General features: G+C 65.1%; 12 protein-coding genes. 6 read left to right on the top strand and 6 right to left on the bottom strand.

All coding sequences use genetic code 11. From position 1 onward, the window contains the following. The first annotated feature begins 9 nt into the window (after positions 1-9). Positions 10-963, top strand: a complete 954-nt coding sequence (locus tag WFP78_RS17030; protein WP_336965017.1) for a hydrogen peroxide-inducible genes activator — start codon at positions 10-12, stop codon at positions 961-963. Between the two features lie 20 nt (positions 964-983). On the opposite strand, the gene WFP78_RS17025 is transcribed toward WFP78_RS17030, so the two are convergent. The 3 genes from WFP78_RS17025 to pgsA are packed head-to-tail and all read right to left on the bottom strand — an operon-like array spanning position 984 to position 2,249. After that, the gene (locus WFP78_RS17025) at positions 984-1,433 is read right to left on the bottom strand and encodes a molybdenum cofactor biosynthesis protein MoaE (RefSeq protein ID WP_336965015.1); all 450 of its coding nucleotides are present in this window, start codon (positions 1,431-1,433) and stop codon (positions 984-986) included. Then, a complete protein-coding gene (locus tag WFP78_RS17020; protein WP_336965013.1) occupies positions 1,430-1,690 on the bottom strand; it encodes a MoaD/ThiS family protein in 261 nt (86 codons plus the stop codon). Before WFP78_RS17020 ends, WFP78_RS17025 begins: the two co-directional genes overlap by 4 nt. 7 nt (positions 1,691-1,697) lie before the next feature. Next, positions 1,698-2,249 (bottom strand): CDP-diacylglycerol--glycerol-3-phosphate 3-phosphatidyltransferase, encoded by a 552-nt coding sequence (pgsA, locus tag WFP78_RS17015; protein ID WP_336965010.1) that lies wholly within the window; start codon positions 2,247-2,249, stop codon positions 1,698-1,700. 183 nt (positions 2,250-2,432) lie between these two features. Between pgsA and WFP78_RS17010 the strand changes: the two genes are divergently transcribed. Continuing rightward, positions 2,433-3,788, top strand: a complete 1,356-nt coding sequence (locus WFP78_RS17010) for an MFS transporter (RefSeq protein WP_336965008.1) — start codon at positions 2,433-2,435, stop codon at positions 3,786-3,788. Between the two features lie 145 nt (positions 3,789-3,933). Here the strand turns inward: WFP78_RS17010 and WFP78_RS17005 are convergent, their stop codons facing one another. After that, complete coding sequence (locus WFP78_RS17005; RefSeq protein WP_336965006.1) at positions 3,934-4,137, bottom strand: hypothetical protein; 204 nt, start codon at positions 4,135-4,137, stop codon at positions 3,934-3,936. Between the two features lie 203 nt (positions 4,138-4,340). Between WFP78_RS17005 and WFP78_RS17000 the strand changes: the two genes are divergently transcribed. The 3 genes from WFP78_RS17000 (at position 4,341) to epsC (ending at position 10,170) form a co-directional block, all read left to right on the top strand. Continuing rightward, positions 4,341-5,324 (top strand): sterol desaturase family protein, encoded by a 984-nt coding sequence (locus WFP78_RS17000; RefSeq protein ID WP_336965004.1) that lies wholly within the window; start codon positions 4,341-4,343, stop codon positions 5,322-5,324. Between the two features lie 314 nt (positions 5,325-5,638). Then, complete coding sequence (locus tag WFP78_RS16995; protein ID WP_336965001.1) at positions 5,639-8,995, top strand: cellulase family glycosylhydrolase; 3,357 nt, start codon at positions 5,639-5,641, stop codon at positions 8,993-8,995. A 164-nt stretch (positions 8,996-9,159) separates the two neighbouring features. Continuing rightward, positions 9,160-10,170, top strand: coding sequence for a serine O-acetyltransferase EpsC (gene epsC / locus WFP78_RS16990; RefSeq protein WP_336964999.1), 1,011 nt, complete (start codon positions 9,160-9,162; stop codon positions 10,168-10,170). Here the strand turns inward: epsC and WFP78_RS16985 are convergent. Both WFP78_RS16985 and WFP78_RS16980 read right to left on the bottom strand, forming a co-directional pair. Further along, complete coding sequence (locus tag WFP78_RS16985; protein WP_336964996.1) at positions 10,150-10,635, bottom strand: YbaK/EbsC family protein; 486 nt, start codon at positions 10,633-10,635, stop codon at positions 10,150-10,152. The two genes, epsC and WFP78_RS16985, sit on opposite strands and share 21 nt — an antisense overlap. Before the next feature lie 5 nt (positions 10,636-10,640). Then, positions 10,641-10,916, bottom strand: coding sequence for an HU family DNA-binding protein (locus tag WFP78_RS16980; RefSeq protein WP_336964993.1), 276 nt, complete (start codon positions 10,914-10,916; stop codon positions 10,641-10,643). Positions 10,917-11,189: 273 nt separating this feature from the next. Between WFP78_RS16980 and WFP78_RS16975 the strand changes: the two genes are divergently transcribed. Beyond that, positions 11,190-11,705: a methylated-DNA--[protein]-cysteine S-methyltransferase gene (locus WFP78_RS16975; RefSeq protein ID WP_336964992.1), complete on the top strand. Its 516-nt coding sequence runs from the start codon at positions 11,190-11,192 to the stop codon at positions 11,703-11,705. The last annotated feature ends 217 nt before the right edge of the window (positions 11,706-11,922 follow it).

The raw sequence follows: 11,922 nt of genomic DNA, 5'->3' as shown, positions 1-11,922 counted from the left end.
GAACGATCAATGTCGAGCTATATGCCGACCCTGAAGCAGCTGCAATATCTGGTGGCGCTGAAGGAACATGGCCATTTCGGGCGCGCGGCAGAGGCCTGTTTCGTCACCCAGTCCACCTTGTCGGCGGGCATAAGGGAGCTTGAATCGCTGATCGGCGTGACATTGGTGGAGCGGACCCGCCGCGTCGTGCGCTTCACCGCGCTGGGCGACCGCATCGTGGAAAAGGCGCATCGCGTGCTGCGCGAGGCGGAGGAACTGGCCGCCCTTGCCCAGTCCGCCGGCAAGCCGCTGTGCGGCGAACTGCGCATGAGCGTCATCCCCACCATCGCGCCGTTCCTGCTGCCGCAGCTGCTGCCCCGCCTGCGCGCGGAAAAGCCGGAACTGAAGCTGTACCTGCGGGAGGAGACCAGCCATGCCGCGGTCGAATCCCTGCGCCACGGCGCGGTCGACTGCGTCCTGCTGGCGCTGCCCTATGCGACCGGCGATGTGGACAGCGAAATGCTGTTCGTCGATCCGCTCTACATCGCCTTCCCCAAGGACGATCCGCGCGATCCGCCGGCCTGGGTCTCGCCCGACATGATCGACGAGAGCCGGCTGCTGCTGCTGGAGGATGGCCATTGCCTGAAGGACCATGCGCTGGCGGCCTGCAACCGGCCGGAGCTGCGCGCGGAAGCGACGATGATGGGCACATCGCTGCATACGCTGGTGCAGATGGTCGACAATGGGCTGGGCCTCACCATCCTGCCCGAACTGGCGATCCGTGGCGGCATATTGACCAACACCCAGATCAGCGCGCGCCCGCTCAACTCCCCCAACGCCCATCGCGACATCGCGCTGGTGTGGCGCCGCAACAGCCCGCGCGAAAAGGAATTCCGCATGCTGGCGGAGATCCTGCGGCACGGCCTGCCAAAGGCGAAGGTGGCGACAGAGGCCAAGGCCGAAGCGGTGCTGGAAAACGCCTGACCTGCCGGTCTTCCAGTCAGTCAGTCTTCGGCAACCCAGCCTGCCGCCCTGGCCGCATCCTCCTGCCGCGCGTCCACCCAGCGTTCGGAACCGTCGCCATGGGCTTCCTTCTTCCAGAAGGGCGCGTCGGTCTTGAGCCAGTCGATCAGGAAGGCGCAGCTTTCCAGCGCCGCCATGCGGTGGCTGGAGGCCGTGCCGACGAAGACGATCCGCGCGCCCGGCGCCAGCGTGCCGATGCGATGGACGATGCGGATGCCCAACAATGGCCAGCGCTGCGCCGCCTGCTCGCCGATCCGCGCCATCTGCGCCTGCGTCATCGCCGGATAATGCTCCAGCGTCAGGGAGCGCAGGCCGCCCTCCCCGCGCACCAGCCCGGTGAAGCTGGCGACCGCGCCGCCGCCCAGCCGTTCCAGCGCCGCCAGTTCCGCCGCGACGTCGAAATCGCCGGTCTGGACGCGGGCCTCGATCATCCGCCGGTGACCGGCGGGAACAGCGCCAGTTCCCTGCATGCGCCGATCAGCGCGTCCATCGCCACGAATTGCTGGTCCAGCGCCGCGCGCAGGCGATCGGGATCGGCAAAGGCCTCGGCATAGCCGCCGCCCCGCGCGGCAAGCATGGCGACGATATCGCGCACCCGCGCCTCCGCACCGGGATGCACGATCCTTTCGCTGTCGCAGCCGACGGCTTCCCGCACCCAGGCGAAATAGAGCAGGGTGAGGTCCGCCATCGTCCGGTCAATCCATGTGCCGGATGCCGACGCGCAGATACCCCCAGCCCGTCACCAGCGTCAGGATCGCGGCGGCCCACAGGGTCACGAGGCCGGCCACATGGAGCAGGGGAAATTGCGGCAGCGCCCCGGCCAGGATCAATGCGCCAAAGCAGATCAGCTGGAACGCCGTCTTCCACTTGGCCAGTTGCGACACCGGCACGGACACCTGCAGCCCGGCCAGGAACTCCCGCAGGCCGGACACCGCAATCTCGCGCAGCAGGATGACCAGCCCGGCCACGATATGCACCCCCGCCACGTCGCGCGTCGACACCAGCATCAGGATGACCGCGCCGATCATGATCTTGTCCGCAATGGGATCGAGGAAGATGCCCAGCCGAGAGACGGCCCCGTGGGCGCGCGCCAGATAGCCGTCGAAATAGTCGGTGATGCCCATCAGGCAGTAAAGCCCGAAGGCAAAGCCATAGCCGGTGCGCCATTGCGGCCACCACAACAGCCCCACCAGCAGCGGCACGGCCAGGATGCGTGACAGGGTGAGGAGGTTGGGCAACGTCAGCATCGCCACCGCCTGCCACAGCCCGGTTGCGCTGACAAGCGGGGCCAATGTCGCAAAAGATCGCAAAAGCGTAACCCGGCCGCAACCTTTGCACGGCACCACGGCCCGGTAGGCATTGGACAGGCGCTGCGCCAGCGGCTAGACCCGCGCCCTACGCAGTGCAAACCGATAGAAGACCGTTCAGAAGTGCAGGCATCATTCCATCTGTTGACCAAGCGGCGCTTCCTGCCGCTTTTCGTGACCCAGCTTCTCGGCGCCTTCAACGACAATCTGTTCAAGAATGCGATGGTGCTGTTCGTCGTCTACACCGTCTATAATGACGAGCGGACGGAGACATGGTTCAGCGCGCTGGCCACGGCGATCTTCATCCTCCCCTTTTTCCTGCTGTCCGCGCTTTCCGGCCAACTGGCCGACCAGCGCGACAAGGCGATGCTGATCCGTATCGTGAAGGCGGCCGAAATCGTCATCATGGCGGTGGGCGCCTGCGGCCTTGCGCTGGCCTGGGCGGGCTTTGCCGTCCACGCCCTCGCCATTCCGCTGATGCTGCTGGCGCTGTTCGCCATGGGCATCCACTCCACCTTCTTCGGCCCGATCAAATATGCCATCCTGCCCCAGCATCTGCACGGGAACGAAGTGCTGGGCGGCACCGGCCTGGTCGAGGCGGGCACCTATCTCGCCATATTGGCCGGCACGATCGTGGCCGGCATCATCCCGGTCGAAGTCGCCGCGATCGGCGTCGTGATCACGGCCTTCATCGGCTATGCGGCGGGGCGACAGGTGCCCCCCGCCCCGCCGCTGGCGCTCAGCCAGCCGCTGGATTTCCATTTCGTCCGCGCCTCCGTCAAGCTGGTGCGCGGCACCATGCATATCCGCCATCTCTATCTGGCAATCGTCTCCATCAGCTTTTTCTGGACCATCGGCGCGGTGCTGTTCATCCAGTTCCCGCCGCTGGTGAAGAATGTGCTGACCGCGGACAAGGCCGTCGCCAGCCTGTTCCTGGGCATTTTCTCCATCGGCGTGGCGCTGGGGTCGGTCGCGGTCAACCGGCTGCTCAAGGGGCGCGTGTCGGCGCGCTATGCCCCCGCCGCCGTCATCGGCATGGGGCTCTGCGTGCTCGCCTTCCATTTCGTCTGCCGCAACTGGGAAGCCGCGCCCGCGGGAACGCTGTTCAGCCTTGTCGACTTCCTGCGCCACCCGGATGCCATCGCGCTGACCGGCAGCCTGCTGGGCGTCGCGACCTTTGGCGGCATGTTCGTCGTGCCGCTCTATGCGTTCCTCACCACATCGGTCGAAAAATGCGAGGCGGCGCGCACCGTCGCGGCCAATAACATCGTCAATTCCGGCGCGATGGTGGTCGGCTCGCTGATCGCGATCAGCCTCAGCATGGCGGGCATGGCCGTGGTGCAGCAATTGCTGCTCGTCAGCGCCATGTGCCTGCCGTCGGCATGGCTTGCATGGAAACTGCATGACGCCTGCGACGAAGGGCTATGCTCGGCGCTGGGCAATGGCGAGGTCATCGCCCGCAGCGAACTGCCGGACTAAGCGCGTCGTGCGCAGAAGTGGGAACCGGCTTTGCGCAAAAACCGATGCGACAACACAGAATGCGCGCGTGCGCTCCGCGTGGATGTAACGCAGCGCGCTCCTGGGGCAGATCGCGCCTGAACCCCGCCCGCCGGCGGGAGCGCGATCAGCCGATGAAGCTGTAGAACGCCGTGAAGAAGGCCGCGAAGCTTAGGACAAAGAGCTTCCAGTCCTTGTCGTCATCGGCGGGTTCGGCACGGGCGGGCGTCGCCACCCCCTTTACCGAAAGCGCATGGCGAAAGGGATGCCCGACCGGCCGCTGCTGCAGCCTGCCGAAGGGCAATGGTGCGGAAAGAAGGCGTGTCTTCATGATGCAGATGTTAACGCATCATTTACTTTTTCGGCTATGGTATAAAGATCGTTAACGGCGGCCGTCCCGCCACGGGACAATCCGTCGGCCCGTTAAAGCTCCGATAACCGCCTTTCCGCTAGGACCATCGGCGCACAATGATGCCCTTTCGCGCGCGGCACCGGGCCGTGGCGCGGGGGTGACACCGGCGGGATGTTCAGGCGATGGCGACAGCGGCGGCGGGCACGGCCCAAATGATCGGCGCCGCGATCACGCTGACCGCGCTGGCGCTGACCATCGGCGTTGCGATCCGCGCCGCCGTTCCACCGCGTAGCGGCCGACGCCGCGCCCGCCCCGGCGCTATCGTGCGCGCGTTGCTGCCCCGCCGCCTGATCCGTTCCGCCTCCGGCCGCGCCGATATCGGCTGGATGCTGTTCGGCACGCTGTTCGCCGGATCGGCCGTCGGCTGGGCGCTGTTCTCCAGCGACAGGATCACGACCGGGACCGCCGCGGCGCTGGCCGCGCTGTTCGGCACGCCGCAACCCGTCGCCCTGCCCGGCTGGCTGGCCTCCACGATCATGACGGTCGCGATCTTCATCGCCTATGAATTCGCCTATTGGCTGGATCACTGGCTCTGCCACCGCATCCCCGCGCTCTGGGCCTTCCACAAGGTCCATCATGGCGCGGACTCGCTTTCGCCGCTCACCAATTTCCGGGTGCATCCGGTCGACACCATCCTGTTCTACAATATCGCGGCGACGCTGATGGGCGTCACGGCGGCGCTGGTGAACCATGCGCTGGGGCAACGGGTCGCGATGTTCGATATTTTCGGCGCGAACCTGCTGGTGCATGTCAGCACGATCACCCTGTCCTATCTGCAGCATACGCATCTGTGGGTGCGCTTTGGCGCGCGCGGCGGACGCATCCTGCTTGGCCCCGCGCATCACCAGATCCATCATTCCACCGATCCGCGCCACTTCAACCGCAACCTGGGCGGCGCGCTGGCGCTGTGGGATCGCCTGTTCGGCACCTTCGCCATGCCGGATGCACAGCGGCAATCGCTCCGCTTCGGCGTGGAAGGCATGCGCGATCCGCATGGCGCGGTCACGCCCGTGCTGATGCCCTTTGTGGAGGCCGTCGCATCCCTGGGGCCGAATATCGCACCTGAGGCAGGGCGGCACGCGACACCCGCGCCCGACGCGCGTTAACCAGAAGCGCCGAAATCGAACAGGCTCCAGCCGTTTGAAAAACCGCCCTTATATCGCCAATACAACGCAATTCTGCGGAAAATAGAATAGAAGATCACAGTAAACGGCATATTATCCTTCAAGATTCAGCCTAAATTTCGAGGCGGTGTCGTAAAGGATGAACGGGGACGTAACCGTTATTCATCCGAAAGAAACCCGTGGTCGATTTTTCCCGCTCATTTGACGCCGACTCCCCCTCCCTGGGCGTGAACTACGCCACATGGAACGATAGCCTTCCAGTGGACACGTCCAGCCCAGGCGCCAGGCATGTGGAGATGAGCGGCCGTGGCGCGGGAGCGATCAGCGATTTCCATGCGACCGGCAGCAATGCCGACAGGCTTCAGCTGTCCGGCTATCTGTTCGGCAGCTTCGATCAGCTGAAGAAATATATGGTCCAGTCGGGCAGCAACACCGTCATCAGGCTGAACGGCATCGACAGCATCACCCTCAACAATGTGCGGATGGACCAGCTTTCGGCCAGCAATTTCTCCTTCGGCAATGTCGCGGCGGCCCCCGTCGGCGCAAACATCTTCATGGGATCGGGCGCCGACACGCTGGTCCTGAAGCTGCAGCAGGACGCCTATAAGGGCAATGCCCAGTTCGTGATCCTGGTCGACGGCAAACAGGTCGGCGGCACGCTCACCGCCTCCGCATTGCGGTTCAGCGACCAGCAGGACAGCGTCACGCTGCACGGCAACTGGGGGACCGGCGACCATGTCGTCACGGTGAAGTTCGTCAACGACCTGTGGAACGCCAAGACCACCGAAGACCGCAACCTTTACGTCCAGAGCGCCGTTTACAACGGACAGGAGATCGCAAAGGCAAGTGCCAGCATGTTCACCAACGGCACGCACAATATCGGCTTCACCGCGTCCGCCCCCGCCGGCAAGGCGTCGGAGGCCGGCAGCGGCAGCGACACGCTTGTCCTGCAGCTGTCGCAGGACGCCTATCGCGGCAATGCGAAATATCAGGTCTTCGTGGACGGCAAGCAGGTCGGCGGCACGTTCGAGGCGCAGGCCGGGCACGGCTCGGGCGCGCGGGACACGCTGACCCTGCATGGCGACTGGGGCAATGGCAGCCATGATGTGAAGGTCGCCTTCCTCAACGACCTGTGGAATGCGACGACCAGGGAAGACCGCAACCTCTATGTCGAAAGCGCGACCTATAACGGCATCGCGGTCGACAATGCGAAGGCCGGCCTGTTCACCAGCAGCGGCGCGCAATTCGCATTCATGGACGTGCCGAGCGCAGCGGACATCGAAGCGGCACGGGTCGCGGCGGAAGCCCAGGCCGCGGCGGAGGCAAAGGCTGCCGCCGACGCGCAGGCAGCCGCCCAAGCACAAGCCGAGGCGGAATCCAGGGCCGAGGCGGAGGCCAGGGCAGCCGCCGAAGCGAAGGCGACGGCGGAAGCGAAAGCCGCGGCAGATGCCAAGGCCGCCGCCGAAGCCATCGCCCCGCAGCATCTGGTCGGCACCGGGCATGACGATGCGCTTGCCGGACGGAATGGCAGCGACACGCTGCAGGGCGGGCATGGCGATGACCTGCTGACCGGCGGCGGCGCCAGCGACCTGTTCATCCACGCCAGCGGCGACGGCGCGGATATCGTCACGGACTTTACCGCGACCGGCGCGGAGGCGGATGTCATCCAGCTTGGCCACTATGCGGTCGGCAGCTTCGCCCAGCTCTCTTCCCATATCAGCCAGCAGGGCGCGGACACGCTGATCCAGCTGGGCGACGGCGACAGCATCATGCTGCGGAATGTCGGCGCGGCCACCCTGACCGCCGACAATTTCCGCTTCGTGGATGTCGCCGCACCCGCGCCGGAATCCGTGCCGCCATCCGCTTCGACGCCGGAATCCGCCTCCGCATCGAAGGCTGCGCCCGCCCCCGCATCGGAACCGGCGGTCGTTGCGCCCGCCGCCCCTGCCCTCAGCATCGGCATCAACATCAACGGCGCGGAATATATCGGCCCGGCGGGCGGCAAGACCGGCATCGACTATTTCCCGACACATGCGGAAATGCAGTATTTCGCCGCAAAGGGCATGGACAATATCCGCCTGCCCATCGCCTGGGAAAGCCTGCAGCCCACGCTCAACGGTGCGCTGGACCCGGCCTATCTGGCCAAGATCCAGGATGTCGTCGCCTATGCCAAGACGCTGGGCATGGCGGTCATCGTCGATCTGCACAATGCCGGCGCCTATGACGGCCAGCTGATCGGCAGCGACAGCGTGCCGACCAGCGCCTTTGCCGATGTGTGGAGCAGGCTCGCCACCAGCCTTGCCCATGACGACAATGTCGCCTTCGGCCTGATGAACGAGCCGCAGCAGGCGACCGCCGCCCAATGGCTGGATATCGCGAACGAAGGCATCGCCGCGATCCGCGCGACCGGCGCCACGCAGCAGATCCTGGTGCCCGGCGTCCACTGGAGCGGCGGTTCCACCTGGACCACCAGCGACAATGCCAGCGTGCTGGGCGCCCCGGGGGCGATCATCGACCCGCTCCACAATTTCGCGTTCGAGATCCATCAATATCTGGACGATACGTCCGGCACCCATGACTGGGTGGTTTCCCCGACCATCGGGGTGGAACGCCTGACCGACGTCACCGCCTGGGCGCGCGAAGCGGGCGTGCCGCTGTACCTGGGCGAATTCGGCGTCACCGCCAGCGACACGGCGCTGAGCGCCCTTGCCAACATGATGGATTTCCTCAAGGCGAATGCGGATGTCTGGCAGGGCGTGTCCTATTTCTCGGCCGGCACCGTCTGGCAGGACAATTATATGTTCTCCGCCCAGCCGCGCCTGAGCGTGCTGGATGCGGCGCAGATGGACGTGCTGGAACAATATATCGCCGTGAAGACCAGCAGCACGCCGCTCGGCGACGGCACGACGCGCATCGACACCTTCGGCTATGGCGACACCCATGCGTCGATGAGCGATATTGTCGATGCCTCCGGCCGGCTGGTGTCGCGCGCCATCTACGACCCCGACGGGCAGGTGCTGCGCCAGTTCGCGGAAAAAGGGGACGGCACGGCGCTGCTGAGCATCCATGACGAAACGAGCGGCGCCATCGCTTCGTCAAAGCTCTACGACGCGGCCAATCGGCTGATCGAGGAAAGCAGCTATGCGGCGGACCACAGCTTCACGGTGAAGGTCTACACGCCGGGCACGCAGGATGTCGTGCGCGAGGAAAAGCACGATGCCGGCGGCGCCCTGGTCGACGTGACGGACCATAGCGGCGACAATCTCATCGTCCACACCCATTATGACGCCGGCAGCGTGGCCATGGTCGAGGAATATACCGACTCCTGGACCTTCCTCGACCGCGTCACCTACAGCGCCACGGGGGTCGAGCAACAGCATGTCTTCGCGCTCGACAACGGCCATTATGCGATCGAGAGCTACGATCCCCATGGCATACTCACCAGCCATGGCGACTATACGGCCAGCTGGAGCCTTTCGAGCTGGATCAACTATGTCGCGGACGGCACGAAGAATGTCACGACGATGCTGAACGACGGCGGCAAGACCGTGGCCTATTATGCCGCATCGGCGACCTCCGCCACCCTGCTGCAGCATTATACGGCCGACGGCCATCTGGACTGGTCGGGCACGCCGGAATCCTTCCTGATGTAGGCGCCGATGGAAGGGTGCCGCCCAGCCCCTTCCATCCGGCCCCTTTCCTCGGCCGGAAGCGCGGCAAAAGGAAAAACCGCAGGATCGCGAAGGAAAACTCATTATTGCCCCCAGCTCCGAGCCGATAGAACGGCCCGGATCGAAGGCGCGATATGAGGCTGCACATGACGGACGACGAGGGCGACATCCCCGAAGGAGGCTATTGGGACATCGACCGGCTGGTGGCCGACCTGGGCGCGGCGCGGGCGCGCTGGCGGCAGGCCCAGCGGCACCATGCCGAATATGGCGCGGAGGGCTTCCCCTCCCGCGCCAACCTGACCAAGATCATGATGTCGCTGTGCGGCGCGCTATTCCCTCTGCGCCTTGGCCCCAGCTTCGTGCGGATCGACAATGAGGATGCCTTTGTCGCGCAGACGCTGCAGACCGCGCTCAGCCGCCTGTACGGCCAGATCCGGCTGGAGCTGATCTATGCGCTGCGCGATTCGCCGCAACAGACCGTGGATGCGGAGGCCGCGCGCATCATCGGCATGTTCGCGGCGCAGCTGCCCGCCCTGCGCACGCTGCTCGACACCGATGTGGAGGCCGCCTTCCAGGGCGATCCCGCCGCGCGCAGCGTCGACGAAGTGCTCATCTGCTATCCGTCCATGCTCGCGATCATCCATCACCGGCTGGCGCACCAGCTCCATCGCCTCGGCGCGCCGCTCGTGGCCCGGATCATCTCGGAAATCGCGCATTCACGGACCGGCATAGACATCCATCCCGGCGCGACGATCGGCCAGAGCTTCTTTATCGATCACGGGACCGGCGTGGTCATCGGCGAAACCGCGATCATCGGCGATCGCGTGCGCCTGTATCAGGGCGTCACGCTGGGCGCGCGCAGCTTCCCCGCGGACGACAATGGTGTGCTGGAAAAGGCCGCACCCCGGCATCCGATCGTGGAGGACGATGTCGTCATCTATGCCGGCGCGACGGTGCTGGGCCGGGTGATCGTGGGCCGTGGGTCCGTGATCGGCGGCAATGTGTGGCTGACCAACAGCGTGCCGGCGGGCAGCAATGTCCGCCAGGCCAAGGCGCATAACGAGATCAGCCTGCGCACCGATGTCAGCGCGCCGCACCGCGTCCATGCCCGACGGCCGGACGATGCGACGCTGGATTCAGTCAACGCGGAGCGCTGAGCCCGGCGGCACGCACAGATCGACCCAGGTCGCATCGACCAGCGACGCCAGGCGCTCCGGTGTCAGGCGGACGGAGGTCGTGCGCGATCCCGCGGCGGGATAGATATCCGCAAAGGCGCGCAGGGAGATGTCGCAATAGACGGGAATGGGCGTGGCCAGCCCGAAGGGGCAGACGCCGCCGACCGGATGGCCGGTGATCGCCTCGACCTCGTCGGCGCCCAGCATCCGGGGCCGCGCGCCAAAGGCATCCCTGGTCTTGCGATTGTCGAGCCGGGCATCGCCACGGGCGACCACCAGCATGACCTGATCCTTGATGCGGATCGAAAGCGTCTTGGCGATCTGCGCCGGCAAGACGCCAAGGGCGACCGCGGCTTCCGCCACGGTCGCCGTACTGACGCCCTGGTCGATGACTGCGATGTCGGGGGCCTTTTCCTGGAAAAAGGCCCTGACCGAGTCAGCGCTCAAGGGGATCAGCCGTTCAGCTTGTCCTTCAGGGCCTTGGCAGGCGTGAAGGCCAGCTTGCGGGCTGCTGCGATCTGGATGGTCGCGCCGGTCGCGGGGTTGCGGCCTTCGCGGGCCGGCGTGTCCTTGACCTTGAACTTGCCGAAACCGTTGAGCGAGATTTCCTCGCCCTGGGCTGCGGCATCGGCGATGGCAGAAAGCAGGCCATCGACCAGCTTGCGCGCATCAGCCTTGGTCAGGCTGTGGGTCGTGGCAATGCTGTCGGCGAGATCGCTGTTGTTCATATGCTGTAACTTCCTCTGTTGAAGAGGGGTTCGCATAGCGGGCCTCGCGCAGGATATCCATGGACGATCTGCGAAAATCGACGGAAAATATGGCCCGTGAGACCGATTGCGCCCGGAGGACGGCGCTTTTGCACAGGGAAGGCACCCATTATACAGGCATCCCTTCGCCCGGACATGCCGCGCCGCATGGGAGAATCTTTGACCGCAACCGACAGGAAGCCCCATCGCCCGATTCTCCCTATCTGTCTGGAACCACTGTAAAGGAAACGGCAGATGACCTATGTTTTCACGACAATCCCCTCGCCCGTCGGGATACTCACCCTCATTGCGAGCGAGCGGGGGCTGGCGGCGATCCTGTGGGAGGATGACGATCCCAAGCGGGTCCGGCTCGACCCGCTGACGCAGGATCGCAACCACCCGATCCTTGTGGAGACCCGGCAGCAGCTGGCCGACTATTTTGCCGGCAGGCGGCGGGCGTTCGACCTGCCGCTCGATTTCCACGGCACCGATTTCCAGAAACAGGTGTGGTCGGCATTGCTGGCGATCCCCTTCGGCGAAACGCGCAGCTATGCGGACATCGCACAGGCCATCGGCAAGCCGGCCGCCTGCCGCGCCGTGGGCGCCGCCAACGGGCGCAACCCCATCTCGATCATCGCCCCCTGCCACCGGGTGATCGGCAAGGGCGGCGCGCTCACCGGCTTTGCCGGGGGCCTGAAGGCGAAGGCCTATCTGCTCGATATCGAAAGACCTGACAGCCAGAGCGAACAGGCTGCAAAAACGCCCGCCTGAAAATGGGTGCAAGGCGCGCAATGCCGCCCTTTGCCGGGCCGGCGTCGATTTAAGGCCGTTCCCCGCGGGCTTTGCCGGCCGGCATTAATTATTATTAATGCCGGACGCATTTCATAGAGCTGTCATGTTCCAACCATAATTGACCCATGCAACAGACAATTTATCGCAATTACAGACATAAATATCAACATCTTGCGATACATATAATAAAAATATC

Source organism: Sphingobium aquiterrae, assembly GCF_037154135.1.
Taxonomy (GTDB): Bacteria; Pseudomonadota; Alphaproteobacteria; order Sphingomonadales; family Sphingomonadaceae; genus Sphingobium; species Sphingobium aquiterrae.
The sequence above is the reverse complement of the archived record's forward strand: the minus strand, read 5'-3'. Positions and strand labels throughout refer to the sequence as shown.